The sequence below is a fragment of the Lacinutrix undariae genome, assembly GCF_052934785.1.
Genome location: NZ_CM128809.1, coordinates 2,940,528 through 2,956,022, shown reverse-complemented (window position 1 = coordinate 2,956,022; position 15,495 = coordinate 2,940,528). Strand labels below are relative to the sequence as shown.

Sequence of the window (15,495 nt, the reverse complement as noted above, 5' to 3'; positions counted from 1 at the left end):
ATGTTAAATATTTCAAATAATAAAGTTTCAGAATATATTGATTTAACGAGCTTTAAATCAGGAAAATATATTTTTACACGAGAATATCACAAACGATTTAAGAAATTCTTATTAGGATTTGCAATCATTTTATTCTTGATTTTATTCTTACCGTGGACACAAAATATCACGAGTCAAGGTAGTGTAACCACGCTAAAACCTAATCAGCGTCCGCAAACGCTTCAATCTCAAATACCAGGACGTATTGAAGAATGGTTTGTGCAAGAAGGTGATTTTGTAAAAAAAGGCGATACTATTATTCGTATTTCTGAAGTTAAAAGTGAGTATTTTGATTTGCGTTTAGCTGAAAGGACTGATAATCAGATTACAGCAAAATCATCCTCTGTTGAAGCTTATAAAAACAAAGTTAGCGCCTTAAATAATCAAATTTCAGCTTTAACCAATGAGCGTGGTTTAAAGTTAGAACATGCTAAAAATAAACTACTTCAAGCACGTTTAAAAGTAATAAGCGATAGTATTGACTTGGAAGCTATTCGCATTAAATCTGAAATTTCAAACACCCAATACGAGCGTACATTAACATTACAAACTGAAGGTTTAAAAGCGGTTAAAGATGTTGAAAATCAACGTGTTAAATTACAAGAAGCTAATGCTAAATTAATTTCTCAGCAAAATAAATTCTTAAGTACTAAAAACGAGGTGATTAATAGTGAAATTATGATTTCTACACTTCGCGCAACTTATGCTGATAAATTAGCTAAAGCACAAAGTAATTTATATACCGCACAATCTAGCGGTTATAATACCGAAGCGGAAGTTTCAAAATTAGAAAACAGTCTTGCAAATTATAAAAGGCGTAACGAATTATTGTACGTTACTGCGCCTCAAGATGGTTACATTAATAAAACTATTAAATCTGGAATTGGAGAAACCTTTAAAGAAGGCGAACAATTGGTAGGAATTATGCCTGCAAACTATGAGGTTGCTGTTGAAATGTATATCAAACCTATAGATTTACCATTAATTCATAAAGGTGAAATTGTACGTGTGGAGTTTGATGGTTGGCCAGCATTAGTGTTTAGCGGATGGCCTAATGTATCGTACGGAACTTATGCTGCAAAAATTGTTGCTGTGGAGAATTTTATTAGTCCTAACGGGATGTATCGTGTGCTAATAAAACCAGACGAAACTCAAGAGGCATGGCCAGAAGCTATTCGAGTAGGTTCGGGAGCAAAAACCATTGCTTTATTAGAAAATGTGCCAATTTGGTATGAGTTATGGCGACAAATTAATAGCTTCCCTCCTAACTTTTACAAACCAAATGCTGCAGCAAAAGACACTTCAAAAACCAAGGCTTAATGAAAAAAATTCTCTGTTTTATAATCTTCTGTCAAAGTGTATGTGTTAACGCACAAAGCACAGATACTATTTTAACTTTACAAGAGTATTTGGGCTATGTAAAAAGCTACCATCCTATTGTAAAACAAGCTCAATTAATTAGTAGTGAAGGTGAAATTAAACGCCTTAAAGCTAGAGGTGCTTTTGATCCTAAATTAGAAGTAGATTATAATAGAAAGAAATTTAAAGGGACCGAATATTACGATAAATTAAATACTGCTTTTAAAATTCCTACTTGGTATGGTGTAGAGTTAAAAGCGAGTTATGAGAATTCTGACGGCACCTATTTAAATCCGGAATATAATACACCTGAAGACGGACTTTATAGTGCGGGAGTGTCATTATCATTAGCAAAAGAACTGTTAATTAATGAGCGAATGGCAACTTTAAAACAAGCAAAACTATACATTAAACAAGCCGAAGCTAAACAGAAACTATTGGTTAATGATATACTCTATGAAGCTATTAGCGTGTATTTTGATTGGTTAAAAAATTACGAAGCACAATTAGTTTATAAAGATTATGTGGCTAACGCCGAAGTACGTTTAGGTAATGTAAAGACAAGCTTTTTTGCAGGTGATAAACCAGCTGTTGATACGCTTGAAGCAAGAATAAACTTAAACAGCAGACAATTAGATTTAGAAAAAGCACGTATTTCTTATGTAAAGGCATCTTATAAATTATCTAATTACTTATGGTTAGATGATAATTTACCTTTAGAGTTGGATGCTAAAATGGCACCAGATACCGAGACAATTTTACGTATTGATACAATTCTTAATAGTTCTATTTTAAATAGTGATGATTTGCGCATTGAAGATCATCCGAAGTTGCAAGAACTAGAACTTAAAAAATCTATTTTAGAAGTTGATAAGCGTTTAAAAACAAATAACCTTCTGCCAACAGTAAACTTACAGTATAATTTTATTTCTTCGGAATATAAAGCTATAAACACATTTAGTACTGCAAATTATAAAAGCGGATTACAAGTTGTATTGCCATTATTTTTAAGAAAAGAACGTGCCGATTTAAAATTAGCAAAATTGAAACTACAAGATTTAGAGTTTGATATTTCAACAACCAAAGTACAGTTGAAAAATAAAATACAATCAGCTCTTGAGGAAATAGACTCTTACAGTACACAATATCAGCTGTTAATTGAGCTAGTAGGTAATTACAAACAATTAGTAACAAGCGAGGAACGTAAATTTAGCCTTGGTGAAAGCTCATTGTTCTTAGTGAATTATCGCGGGGTAAAACTTATAGAAAGTGAATTAAAGCGTATTGATGCCGAATACCAGGTTTTTATGAGTAAATCTAGTCTTTTAAAAACCTTAAACGAGTTGTAGTTTTACCTCGTGAGTTGTATAGATATTATTTGTAAATTAACAAAGTCTTACGATTAAGATTACTCAAATTTATTTACTTTTGTATTTAATTATGAAACAAATATCTCATAAAATAATGTCTTTAGTAATGGCTTTTGTAGTGTTATTCTCTACAATGTCATTCACATTAAACATGCATTATTGTGGAGGTGCTTTAGTAGAAACTGCAATTTTTCAAAAAGCGAAAGGTTGTGGTATGAAAATGCAAAAACCTTATACAGAAGGTTGCTCAATTACTAAAAAGAGTTGTTGTAATGAAGAACAATCCGTGGTTAATGGGCAGGATGAACTACAATTAACAGTCGACAAAATTTCTTTTGAGCAACAAGTATTCATTGCGTCATTCGTTTATACTTATATCAATCTTTTTGGAGATTTTGATGATAATACATCTACATACGAAGCATATGAACCACCACTCGTCCAAAAGCAAATCTTTAAGTTAGACGAGACCTATTTAATCTGATTTTTTAAACAATAGACTGTATTATCCAGTGATTTATTTCATTAGGATAAATTGCTGTATTCGGTGTTTTCTTATTTAAGATAACGTCACTTTCTAACTGTTTAATATTCAAAATTCATGCTAAATAGAAGCATCAAATTCTTAATAGAGAATAAAATCGTAGCCGTTTTATTACTTGTCCTTTTTGTAGGATGGGGAACTGTAAACGCACCTTTTAATTGGAATACTGGTTTTTTACCAAGTGATCCTGTGGCTGTAGATGCCATACCAGATATTGGTGAAAATCAACAAATTGTATTCACAAAGTGGGATGGTCGTTCACCACAAGATATCGAAGACCAAATAACTTACCCTTTAACTACTTCCCTACTTGGTATTCCTGGAGTAAAAACTATTCGTAGTTCTTCTATGTTTGGCTTCTCTAGTATTTATATCATTTTTGAAGAAGACATCGAGTTTTATTGGAGTCGAAGTCGAATTTTAGAAAAATTAAATTCACTACCAAGCGGATTATTACCAGAAGGTGTTAATCCTGCTTTAGGACCAGATGCTACAGGATTAGGTCAGATTTATTGGTATACTCTAGAGGGTAGAGATAAAGACGGAAATGTTACTGGTGGATGGGATTTACAAGAATTACGAAGCATACAAGATTACTATGTAAAGTACGCGTTGTCTTCTGCAAGTGGCGTTTCAGAAGTAGCTTCTATTGGTGGTTATGTTCAGGAATATCAGGTAGATGTTAATCCAGAATTGATGCGTCAATACAATATTGGTTTAAGTGAAGTTGTTAAGGCTGTAAAAAGTAGCAATCAAGATATTGGTGCTCAAACCTTAGAAATCAATCAAGCAGAGTATTTAGTACGTGGTTTAGGATATATAAAATCGGTAGAAGATATTGAAAATGCAGTGGTAACTTCTAAAGATTTTACGGCCATTAAAATTAAAGACATTGGTAAAGTTTCTTTAGGTCCTGCAGCACGACGTGGATTATTAGATAAAGAAGGCGCAGAAGTTGTTGGTGGTGTTGTAGTTGCTAGATATGGAGCAAATCCTATGGAAGTAATTACAAATGTAAAAGAAAAAATAACGGAACTAAAAGGTGGTTTGCCAACGAAGGTATTAGCAGACGGACGAACATCTCAACTAACAGTGGTTCCTTTTTATGATCGTTCTGACTTAATTGTAGAAACCTTAGACACACTTACGGAGGCATTAACTTTAGAGATTTTAATTACCATTTTGGTAATTATTATAATGGTTTTTAATTTAAGAGCTTCTATTTTAATTTCTGGTTTGTTACCTGTAGCTATTTTAATGGTGTTTGTGGCGATGAAACTATTTAATGTAGATGCAAATATTGTGGCACTTTCTGGTATTGCAATTGCCATAGGAACCATGGTAGATGTTGGCGTTATACTTGCCGAAAATATGATTCGCCATCTTGATGAGGAGAAAGTGAAGAGTGAAAAGTTAAAAGTGAATAATGAGAATGTCATTCCGACAGAGCGAGGTACGAGCGACGAGGAATCTCATCAAAATAACAAACTTTCCATAAACGAAATTATTTACAACGCTACCGCGGAAGTTTCCGGAGCCATATTAACAGCCGTTTTAACAACTATTATTAGTTTTGTTCCTGTATTCACGATGGTGGGTGCAGAAGGAAAACTGTTTAGACCTTTGGCTTTTACAAAAACGATGGCATTATCTGCTTCTTTAGTAATTGCTTTGTTTATAATTCCGCCTTTAGCAGCTTTCTTATTCCGTAAAACAACGCTAAAAAAATCATTTAAATACATTGTAAGTGGTGTTTTAATTCTTGCCGGACTTGTAATTATTATCAGCGGGTTTTGGTTAGGAGCTATTTTAATTGCTTTCGGTATTTTATCTTTATGGAGTTTATATTTTAATAAAACTGAAATAAACTTTTCATTTTTCACTTTTCATTTTTCACTTTCAAAAAACCTTGTAAATATTATTATTTCTTCGGTAGCTATTGTATTTTTATTGGCTGAATATTGGAGACCTTTAGGTTTTAATCGTAGTATTTTAATCAACTTGGTTTTTGTTGCTATTATTTGCTTCGGAATTTTAGGACTGTTTTCTATTTTTAGAAAATATTACGGACAAATTTTACAATGGGCTTTAGCGAATAAAATGTTGTTTTTAATGGTTCCAATTACAGTTCTTGTTTCTGGATTTTGGATTATGAGCAACACCGGAAAAGAATTTATGCCTTCTTTAAATGAAGGATCTTTTCTACTGATGCCAACTTCCCTTCCGCATTCAGGAGTTGAAGAAAACAAACGTGTGTTGCAGCAATTAGATATGGCAGTTGCTACCATTCCAGAAATTGAAACGGTTGTAGGAAAAGCTGGTAGAACAGAATCTGCTTTAGATCCTGCACCTTTGTCGATGTACGAAAACATGATTCAATACAAAACCGAATACATGCGTAATTCCGAAGGAAAAAGACAACGTTATAAAGTAAATGCTGATGGTTTGTTTGAATTGAAAACGAATGTCATTCCGACAGAGCGAGATACGAGCGACGAGGAATCTCATATAGACCATAATAATAATAATAACGCAAAACGTTTTGTTACTTCAGGCACATCAATTAAAGCAAACCAACTTATCGAAGACAACGATGGTGAGTTTTACCGCAACTGGCGACCAGAAATTAAGAATCCAGATGATATTTGGAAAGAAATCATAAAAGTCACCAAATTACCAGGCGTTACATCTGCACCTAAATTACAACCTATAGAAACCCGTTTAGTGATGCTTCAAACAGGGATGCGAGCACCTATGGGAATTAAAGTAAAAGGGCAAGATTTAAAACAAATTGAAGCTTTTGGACTAGAACTAGAAAGTCTCTTAAAACAAGCGGAAGGTGTTAAAGTAGAAGCTGTTTTTGCCGATAGAATTGTGGGTAAACCGTATTTATTGATTGATATTGATAGAGAAAAAATAGCACGATATGGAATTTCTATAGAAGATGTACAGAGTGTGCTAAAAGTTGCTATTGGCGGAATGGAATTAACGCAAACTGTGGAAGGCCGAGAACGATATGGAGTTCGTGTACGTTACCCAAGAGAATTACGTGGCAATCCAGAAGACATTAAAGACATTTATATTCCTGTAGAAAAGGGGAGTCCTGTGCCTTTAAGTGAATTGGCAACAATTCGTTATGAGCAAGGTCCGCAGGTAATAAAAAGTGAAGACACTTTTTTAGTCGGTTATGTTTTGTTTGATAAAATTGACGGTTTTGCAGAAGTAGCGGTGGTAGAAAATGCGCAAGCCTTATTTCAACAAAAAATAGATTCAGGAGAATTAATTGTTCCTAAAGGAATCAGTTATAAGTTCACAGGAACGTATGAAAATCAATTACGTGCAGAAAAAACATTGGCTGTTGTAGTTCCTTTGGCGTTGGCTATCATCTTTTTAATCTTGTATTTTCAGTTTAAATCGATCACAACTTCATTAATGGTATTTACCGGAATTGCGGTTGCATTTGCTGGTGGTTTTATTATGATTTGGTTATATGGTCAAGATTGGTTTTTTAATTTTAGTTTCTTTGGAGAGAATATGCGAGACCTTTTTAACATGAAAACCATAAATTTAAGTGTGGCTGTTTGGGTTGGTTTTATTGCCTTATTCGGAATTGCAACAGATGACGGTGTTGTAATGGCAACCTATCTTACACAAACTTTTGATCGTGAAAAACCTGCGAATAAAATGAGTATTAGAGCTTCGGCGTTAGAAGCTGCTAAAAAACGAATTCGTCCGTGTTTAATGACGACAGTTACTACCATTTTAGCGTTGTTACCCGTTTTAACATCCACAGGAAAAGGAAGCGATATTATGATTCCGATGGCAATTCCAATTTTTGGAGGAATGGTGATTGATATTACGTCTTACTTTATTGTTCCGGTTTTGTATAGTTGGAGAGAAGAGATAAAATTGAAGAGAATAGAGCTTAGAAAATAGACTAAAAAAGATACCATGAAAAAAAATAATAAACATATCGTACAGAAAGTAATCTTGCTTCTTGGTTCTTTATTCTTTGTTCTAAATATTCAAAGTCAAGAACTAGAACCCTATATTAAGGAAGCTTTAGAAAATAGTCCTGAAATTCAGAAATTCGAGTTGCAGTATCGTATTGCTACAGAAAAGATAAATGAAGTAAACACATTACCAAACACAGAATTTAGTGCAGGTTATTTTGTGTTAGAACCAGAAACGAGAACAGGAACTCAACGATTTAAAGTATCGGCAAAACAAATGTTGCCTTGGTTTGGAACTATTACTTCTCGCGAAAATTATGCAAGTTCTTTGGCAGATACTAAATACGAAGACATTGTAATTGCTAAACGAAAATTAATGGTTTCCGTTTCTCAGTCTTATTACAAATTATACGTAAACAAAGCAAAACGGGCTATTTTAATTGAAAATAGCAAACTGCTTAAAACCTATGAAACGTTGGCTTTAAAATCGATTGAAGTTGGTAAGTCTTCTGCAGTTGATGTTTTTAAATTGCAAATGCGTCAGAATGAATTAGAGCAATTAAGACTGGTTTTAGAGCAACAATATTTATCAGAACAGACGGTTTTTAATAATATGTTGAATAGAGAAAAGGATATTCAAATTGAGGTTATTGATGCTTTGCTAATGCCCTCTAAAGATTTTGAAATTACTTCTAGTAATTTAGGATTGCATCCTGAATTATTAAAATATGACAAACTATTTCAATCCGTAGAACAATCCGAATTTCTGAATCAGAAAGAAAGTAACCCATCATTTGGTTTTGGGATCGATTATATTAATATTCAAGCAGGACCCGACATCACTTTTAGTGAAAAAGGAAAAGATATTTTTATGCCAACCGTATCGTTATCTATTCCTATATTCAATAAAAAATATAAATCGAAAACTAAACAAAACGAGTTGCAACAACAAGAAATTGAAGCTCAAAAACAAGAACGTTACAATACTTTAGAAACGCTTTTAGATAAGGCAATAAACGATCGGTCTTCTGCAAGAATTAGTTATAATACACAGGTTAAGAATCTACAACAAGCAAAAGATGCGGAAGATATTTTAATTAGAAGTTACGAAACTGGAACGATCGATTTTAATGATGTTTTAGACATTCAAGAACTACAATTAAAGTTTCAAATGAATCAAGTTGAAGCCATTTATAATTATTATATTCAAACAACGAGTATTCACTATTTAATTCAATAAAAATGGGACAAACATTAATTATAAAAAATATGGTTTGTGCTAGATGCAAATCGACAATTATAGAATTATTGACACGTAATGGTTTAGATATTGAATCGATAGAATTAGGAAAAGTTGTTGTAAAACAAAATTTAAACAGCAATTATGATACTATAAAAACAGCTCTTAAAGACCTGGGATTTGAGTTGATTGAAGATGAATCTAAAGTGTTGGTAGAACAAATTAAAGTGATTGTAATTCAGTGTATTTCAGAAAATGACTCAGAACCTATTATTTCGAAAATCACAAAAGAGATTGGTAAAAACGATTCGGCAATAAGTAAGCTTTTTAGTAAATCGGAAGGCATTACGCTAGAAAAGTATATCATCAATTTAAAAATTGAAAAAGTAAAAGAATACATACAATTAAATCAATTAAACTTTTCTGAAATAGCATACAATCTCAATTATAACAATAGTAGTCATTTAGCAAAACAGTTTAAATCTGTAACAGGAATGTCTATGTCTGAGTATCGAAAATTACAAGATTGGGATCGGAAAGAATTAGACCAAATTGTATAAATTATAATCAGAATTAGAAAAACTTATTTTTTAAAACAGCGATACATTTGTTTGTAAATTATAAAGAACTAACAAAATGAAACATACATATCACATACACGGAATGACTTGTAACGGTTGTCGTGGACACGTAGAAGAAACACTTTCTAAAGTTAAAGGTGTTTCTAAAGCTACAGTTAATTTAGAAAAAGCAGAAGCTATTATAGAAATGGATTCTCATATTTCATTAGAAACCTTCCAAGAAGCCTTAAAAAATGATGGTGGCCGATATAGTATTCATAAACTGGGAGAACATCATCATATTAAAGAAGTAAAAAAAGAACTTCCGAAAGGAAAAGGAACGGGTACCTTTTATTGTCCGATGCATTGTGAAGGCGATAAAACGTATGACAAAGCGGGAGATTGTCCTGTCTGTGGAATGGATTTAGTAGAAGAGCAAAACATATCTATTAACACCGCAGAACACTGGACTTGCCCAATGCATCCTGAAGTTGTAAAAGATGAAGCTGGAGATTGCCCTATTTGCGGAATGGGTTTAGTGCCTATGAAACCCGATCTTTCATCAGAAGAAAAAACATATAAAAAGATTGTAAAGAAGTTTTGGATTGCAGTCGCTTTTACCTTGCCAATATTTTTAATTGCCATGAGTGAAATGATTCCAAACAATCCATTGTATACAATTTTGGAACAAAAACATTGGAATTGGATTCAGTTTACATTGTCTATTCCTGTGGTTTTTTATGCCACTTGGATGTTCTTTGAGCGTGCGTATAGAAGTATAAAAACATGGAATCTAAATATGTTTACACTTATAGGGATTGGTGCAGGTGTTTCTTGGCTATTTTCTGTTTTCGGGCTATTTTTTCCAGATGTTTTTCCTGCTCAATTTAAAACAGAATCAGGCGCTGTACATGTTTATTTTGAAGCTGCAACTGTTATTTTAACATTGGTTCTTTTAGGTCAATTATTAGAAGCGCGTGCACATGGAAAAACCAATTCTGCTGTAAAAGAACTCTTAAAATTAGCACCTAATAAAGCAATAAAAATAGTAAACGGAGAAGATGTAGAAGTTTCTATTGATAAAATTGAATTACATGATATTTTAAAAGTAAAACCTGGTGATAAAATTCCTGTAGATGGTATTATAACTGAAGGAAATACAACGATTGATGAATCGATGATTTCTGGAGAACCGCTTCCGGTAGACCGATCTAAAGGCGATAAAGTAAGTGGAGGTACTATTAATGGGAATCAAGTTTTTTTAATGAAAGCAGAGAAAATTGGTAGCGATACCCTACTCTCTCAAATTATTAAAATGGTGAATGATGCAAGTAGAAGTCGCGCTCCAATTCAGAATTTAGCAGACAAAGTTTCTGGTTATTTTGTACCTGTTGTGGTGCTTATTTCTTTAATAACATTTGCTGTTTGGGCAATTTATGGACCAGAACCTGTGTATGTATATGCTTTTGTAAATGCCATTGCCGTATTAATTATTGCGTGTCCTTGTGCATTAGGTTTAGCAACGCCAATGTCTATAATGGTTGGTGTTGGTAAAGGAGCACAAAATGGTGTCTTGGTTAAAAATGCAGAAGCTTTAGAACGAATGGCTAAAGTAGATACTATAATTATTGATAAAACCGGAACGATTACCGAAGGGAAACCAACTGTAGAAAAAGCTGCTGCGTTTAATGCTATTTTAAGTGATGCAGAAGTGTTGCAATACATTGTGTCGTTAAATAGTAATAGTGAACATCCTTTAGCCGAAGCCACTGTAAAATATGGTAAAGAGCAAAACACGAAAGTTTTAAAATCGGAAGAATTTAGTGCTGTTACAGGAAAAGGTGTGGAAGCAACAATAAACGGTAAAAAAGTCGCTTTAGGAAATCCTAAAATGATGAATTATGTAAATGCTGAAATCACCCCTAAAATGGAAGAAGAAGCTAAAACGTATCAGAAACAAGGGAAAACAGTTTCCTTTTTATCAGTAGATAAAAAAGTTGTTGGTTATGTTGTTATTGGTGATAAAATTAAAGCAACGAGTGCAAAAGCAATAAAAGCACTTCAAGATAGAGGAGTTTCGGTAATAATGTTGACAGGTGATAATTATGATACCGCACAAGCTGTGGCTACCGAATTATATCTTGCCGATTTTAAAGCAAGTATGTTACCAGAAAATAAATTGCAAGAAGTAACCAAATTACAAGAGCAAGGAAAAGTAGTCGCAATGGCTGGAGACGGAATTAATGACGCACCTGCATTGGCAAAAAGTGATGTTGGTATTGCCATGGGAACGGGTACAGATGTAGCAATTGAAAGTGCGATGATTACTTTGGTAAAAGGGGATTTACATGGTATTGTAAAAGCGCAGCATTTAAGTGAAGCTGTTATGAAAAATATTAAACAAAACTTATTTTTCGCGCTGTTTTATAACACATTAGGCATTCCAGTTGCAGCAGGGATTTTGTTTCCTTTTTTCGGTATTTTGTTATCTCCTATGATTGCTGCTTTGGCAATGAGTTTTAGTTCGGTTACAGTAATTTCTAATGCATTGCGATTAAGAAGAGTTAAAATATAAATAATGAAAAAATATATAATTTACATAGCAATATTAGCTGTTGGACTACTTTTAGGCTGGGTGCTTTTTGGAGGGAATTCGAATACAGAAGAAATACACAAGCACGATGCTGTAGCAGAAACAAACCAAATGTGGACCTGCTCTATGCACCCACAAATTATGCAATCAGAAGCGGGCGATTGTCCTATTTGCGGAATGGATCTAATTCCTGCAGCAAGTAGTGCAGAAGGATTGTCTGCAGATCAATTTAAGCTTTCAGAAAACGCGATGGCATTGGCTAACATACAAACCACAATCGTAGGAGAAAATAGTTCTGATGCTGATACAGGTTTTGTTTTATCAGGAAAAATTACAGAGAATGAAGATGAAACAGCAACTATGCCTGCGCATTTTGATGGTAGGGTAGAAAAACTATTTGTAAATTCTTTGGGAGAACGTGTTACAAAAGGGCAAGCAGTTGCTCAAATATATTCGCCAGAATTAATTGCGGCTCAACAAGAATTAATAACGGCCTATAAATTAAAAGGATCTCAACCACAACTATATAATGCTGTTAAAAATAAGTTTAAAAATTGGATGATTCATGGTGCGCAATTAGATGAGGTAGAGCAAACTGGAAAAGTGAAAAATAGTTTTACCATTTACTCGCATGTATCTGGTGTAGTTACGGAAATTGCGATAAATGTAGGTTCGCATATTATGGACGGAAAACCAATTTTTAAGGTTTCTAATCTAAATACAGTTTGGGCTAATTTTGATGTGTATGAAAATCAAATTAGTCAATTTAAAAAGGGACAAAATGTTGTTGTAACGGCAAAGGCATATCCTAATAAAGCGTTTAAAGGAAAAGTTACTTTTATAGATCCTATTTTAGATACGCAAACAAGAACTGTAAATTTAAGAGTGGTTTTAAATAATAAAAATGAGCTGTTTAAACCAGGTATGTTTGTAGAAGGAAAGATGAAAAGTATGGTTTCTGTGGATGAAAAACAAGCAATTACAATACCTGCTTCGGCTGTTTTATGGACAGGGAAACGATCTGTTGTGTATCTAAAAACGAATCCGAAAGAACCTATTTTCGAAATGCGCGAAATTACTTTAGGTAATAAAATAAATAGTAATTATCAAGTTTTAGAGGGTTTAAGTAATAATGATGAAATTGTAACTAACGGAACTTTTACAGTTGATGCAGCTGCTCAATTACAAGGCAAAAAATCGATGATGAATAAAAAAGGCGGTAAAACAATGACAGGTCATGAAGGACATCTTGGTATGGAAATGAGTGATTCTGTTCAAGGAAAAACTATAAATAAAAATGAAAGAATTAAAGTATCTAAGGAGTTTCAAAATCAATTAAAAGTGGTTTTTAATGATTATATAGATTTAAAAGACGCTTTGGTTTTAGAGAATTCTACAGAAGTGCTTACAGTTTCTAAAAGCTTATTAAGTAATTTAGAAAAAGTAGATATGAAGCAATTAAAAGCAACAGAAGCCCATAAGCATTGGATGGATATAGAAAAGCAGCTAAAAACAGCCACTACCTTAATTTTAGAGAATTCTGCTATTAAAGAACAGCGAAATCATTTTAAAATAGTGTCTACACAATTAACAAATGCCATTGAAGTATTTGGCATTAATGAAAAAGTGTACCATCAATTTTGTCCGATGGCAAATAGTAATAAAGGTGCGTATTGGTTAAGTAGAGAAGAAAAAGTAGTGAATCCTTATTTTGGAGATGCAATGCTTACTTGCGGAGAAGTAAAACAAGTTATAGAATAAATTAAATACTAATAATTAAATTTTAATACCATGAAGAAAATAATTTTAAGTGTAGCAGTAATTGTAGCTATTGGTTTTACCAGTTGTAATAACAGTGTAAAAAAAGAAAAAGAAGTGGTTACAACGGCTTCTGAGGTTTCAAAAGATGTGGTTGTGCCAGATATTTCTTTTGGTGTAAGGGGAAACTGTGAAATGTGTAAAAGCACCATTGAGAAGGCTGCAAACAGTGTTGAAGGTGTTACTAATGCTACTTGGGATGTTGATAAAAAAATGATTGATGTATCTTTTGATGATTCAAAAACAGACGTTATAGCTATTCATAATGCTATTGCAGCATCAGGTTATGACACCAATAAAGTTATGGGTGATGAAGAAGCTTATAAAGGGTTACCTGGTTGTTGCCAATATGATCATGAAATGGAAATTAACTAAACGGCTGATATGTAATGTAGCGCTGTTTTATTTTAAAGCATTTATAATTTTTAAAAAACACCTATCAAAAACGGGTATTGATAGGTGTTTTTGTTAACAAATCTAACGAGTGAAATAAAATTTATATTATGAAATTCTTATATTCGTAAAGTAAAAATATTACCCTTATAACTATTGGAACAAATAAAAGCTTACTTAGATCAGGTTGCAGAAATATCAGAAAAAGATTGGGCGTTTTTCATATCAAAACTTCAAAGACGTGTTATTGCTAAAAAGGAAAACTTTCTAAAGGTTAATGAAATAGAAAATCATATTTCTTTTATTGAATCAGGTGTTGTGCGTTTGTATATTCCGAAGGAAAATCCTGAAAAAGAGATTACGTTTGGGTTTAGTTTTAAAGATCAATTTGTAAGTGCTTACGATTCTTTTTTAACACAACGTCCCTCTGCATATCAATTACAAGCGCTTACCGAAACTACATTGTTAAGTATGACTTATAGCGATTTACAAGCCGTATATAAAACCACGCAAATTGGAAACCTTATAGGGCGATTAACTGCTGAACGTCTGTTTTTACTAAAATCTAATCGCGAACAAAACTTATTAAATCTCACTGCAGAAGAACGTTATATGAAATTATTTAAAGAAAGACCTCAATTACTTAAGGTGATTCCTTTAAAATATATTAGCTCTTATATTGGTGTTACTGCTCAAGCTTTAAGTAGAATTAGAAAGCGTTTATAATACAAATTTCTTACTGTAAGTGGCGTTTTTATTGACTTAGGTTCATTGTTTTGCTTGAAACATCATTTTATCTTTGCCTAAAAAAAAGTTATGGCGATAATTATTTTCGTTTTAGTGCTTTGGTATGGAGGATTGTTTTTTCAATCATTCTTCTTACACCGTTATGCCGCACACCAAGTATTTACCATGTCTAAAACCATGGAACGTATCACCTTTATTTTAACCTGGGTATTTCAGGGTTCAAGTTACTTGAGCGCTTATGGTTATGGGATTATGCATCGTATGCATCATGCCTATACTGATACAGAAAAAGATCCGCACTCCCCTTCTTACGATGCTAATATGTTTGCAATGATGTGGAAAACTAAAACCATCTATCAGGATATTAATAAAGAACGTATTGCTGTTGATCAACGTTTTACTAAAAATGTTCCGCAATGGAAAAGTTTTGATGCTTTTGCGAGTTCTCGTTTTTCAAGATTATTATGGATTACACTTTACATCTTATTCTTTGTGTATTTTGTGACCTCTCCTTGGCAATGGATTTTATTACCTGTTACCTTTATGATGGCGCCAATTCATGGTGTAATTATTAATTGGTTTGGTCATATATATGGTTATGTGAATTTTAAAATGAAGAATACGAGTAAAAATTTATTTCGTTTTGATTTCTTAATGATGGGTGAAGGTTATCACAATAATCATCACAAGCATGCTAACCGAGCTAACTTTGGCGTAAAATGGTATGAAATAGATATGACGTATTTAATTATTAGACTATTAAATGCTGTTGGTTTTATAAAATTAAAGCCTATCCCAGTAAAGCGTTAGACAAAAAGTGTATTTATAGATTTATATATAAAAAAGCCTCATCGTATAGATGAGGCTTTTTTATGTGTA

Annotated in this window: 11 protein-coding genes; all 11 read left to right on the top strand. The window is 32.9% G+C overall.

The genetic code is table 11. The features are described 5' to 3' along the window. The 11 genes from ACU4C5_RS13260 (at position 1) to ACU4C5_RS13210 (ending at position 15,426) form a co-directional block, all read left to right on the top strand. Positions 1-1,359, top strand: a complete 1,359-nt coding sequence (locus ACU4C5_RS13260) for an HlyD family secretion protein (protein WP_446844692.1) — start codon at positions 1-3, stop codon at positions 1,357-1,359. Then, positions 1,359-2,747 (top strand): TolC family protein, encoded by a 1,389-nt coding sequence (locus ACU4C5_RS13255; RefSeq protein WP_446844691.1) that lies wholly within the window; start codon positions 1,359-1,361, stop codon positions 2,745-2,747. The genes ACU4C5_RS13260 and ACU4C5_RS13255 overlap by 1 nt, the downstream gene beginning before the upstream one ends. Before the next feature lie 91 nt (positions 2,748-2,838). Next, a complete protein-coding gene (locus ACU4C5_RS13250; protein ID WP_446844690.1) occupies positions 2,839-3,252 on the top strand; it encodes an HYC_CC_PP family protein in 414 nt (137 codons plus the stop codon). 117 nt (positions 3,253-3,369) lie between these two features. After that, positions 3,370-7,248: an efflux RND transporter permease subunit gene (locus ACU4C5_RS13245; RefSeq protein ID WP_446844689.1), complete on the top strand. Its 3,879-nt coding sequence runs from the start codon at positions 3,370-3,372 to the stop codon at positions 7,246-7,248. A 15-nt stretch (positions 7,249-7,263) separates the two neighbouring features. Beyond that, positions 7,264-8,505, top strand: a complete 1,242-nt coding sequence (locus ACU4C5_RS13240) for a TolC family protein (RefSeq protein WP_446844688.1) — start codon at positions 7,264-7,266, stop codon at positions 8,503-8,505. 2 nt (positions 8,506-8,507) lie between these two features. Next, positions 8,508-9,065 carry a helix-turn-helix domain-containing protein gene (locus tag ACU4C5_RS13235; RefSeq protein WP_446844687.1) on the top strand — a complete coding sequence of 186 codons (558 nt, stop codon included), beginning with the start codon at positions 8,508-8,510 and terminating at the stop codon, positions 9,063-9,065. A gap of 76 nt (positions 9,066-9,141) precedes the next feature. Then, positions 9,142-11,640 carry a heavy metal translocating P-type ATPase gene (locus ACU4C5_RS13230; RefSeq protein ID WP_446844686.1) on the top strand — a complete coding sequence of 833 codons (2,499 nt, stop codon included), beginning with the start codon at positions 9,142-9,144 and terminating at the stop codon, positions 11,638-11,640. Between the two features lie 3 nt (positions 11,641-11,643). Further along, positions 11,644-13,419, top strand: a complete 1,776-nt coding sequence (locus tag ACU4C5_RS13225) for an efflux RND transporter periplasmic adaptor subunit (RefSeq protein WP_446844685.1) — start codon at positions 11,644-11,646, stop codon at positions 13,417-13,419. Between the two features lie 30 nt (positions 13,420-13,449). Beyond that, positions 13,450-13,851 (top strand): heavy-metal-associated domain-containing protein, encoded by a 402-nt coding sequence (locus tag ACU4C5_RS13220; protein WP_446844684.1) that lies wholly within the window; start codon positions 13,450-13,452, stop codon positions 13,849-13,851. 174 nt (positions 13,852-14,025) lie between these two features. Next, complete coding sequence (locus ACU4C5_RS13215; RefSeq protein ID WP_446844683.1) at positions 14,026-14,595, top strand: Crp/Fnr family transcriptional regulator; 570 nt, start codon at positions 14,026-14,028, stop codon at positions 14,593-14,595. A gap of 90 nt (positions 14,596-14,685) precedes the next feature. Then, positions 14,686-15,426 carry an acyl-CoA desaturase gene (locus ACU4C5_RS13210; RefSeq protein ID WP_446844682.1) on the top strand — a complete coding sequence of 247 codons (741 nt, stop codon included), beginning with the start codon at positions 14,686-14,688 and terminating at the stop codon, positions 15,424-15,426. The last annotated feature ends 69 nt before the right edge of the window (positions 15,427-15,495 follow it).

Bases quoted from the DNA above. Each gene is read 5' to 3' on its own strand.
- ACU4C5_RS13260 (WP_446844692.1), top strand. From the start codon at position 1: ATGTTAAATATTTCAAATAATAAAGTTTCAGAATATATTGATTTAACG.
- ACU4C5_RS13255 (WP_446844691.1), top strand. From the start codon at position 1,359: ATGAAAAAAATTCTCTGTTTTATAATCTTCTGTCAAAGTGTATGTGTT.
- ACU4C5_RS13250 (WP_446844690.1), top strand. From the start codon at position 2,839: ATGAAACAAATATCTCATAAAATAATGTCTTTAGTAATGGCTTTTGTA.
- ACU4C5_RS13245 (WP_446844689.1), top strand. From the start codon at position 3,370: ATGCTAAATAGAAGCATCAAATTCTTAATAGAGAATAAAATCGTAGCC.
- ACU4C5_RS13240 (WP_446844688.1), top strand. From the start codon at position 7,264: ATGAAAAAAAATAATAAACATATCGTACAGAAAGTAATCTTGCTTCTT.
- ACU4C5_RS13235 (WP_446844687.1), top strand. From the start codon at position 8,508: ATGGGACAAACATTAATTATAAAAAATATGGTTTGTGCTAGATGCAAA.
- ACU4C5_RS13230 (WP_446844686.1), top strand. From the start codon at position 9,142: ATGAAACATACATATCACATACACGGAATGACTTGTAACGGTTGTCGT.
- ACU4C5_RS13225 (WP_446844685.1), top strand. From the start codon at position 11,644: ATGAAAAAATATATAATTTACATAGCAATATTAGCTGTTGGACTACTT.
- ACU4C5_RS13220 (WP_446844684.1), top strand. From the start codon at position 13,450: ATGAAGAAAATAATTTTAAGTGTAGCAGTAATTGTAGCTATTGGTTTT.
- ACU4C5_RS13210 (WP_446844682.1), top strand. From the start codon at position 14,686: ATGGCGATAATTATTTTCGTTTTAGTGCTTTGGTATGGAGGATTGTTT.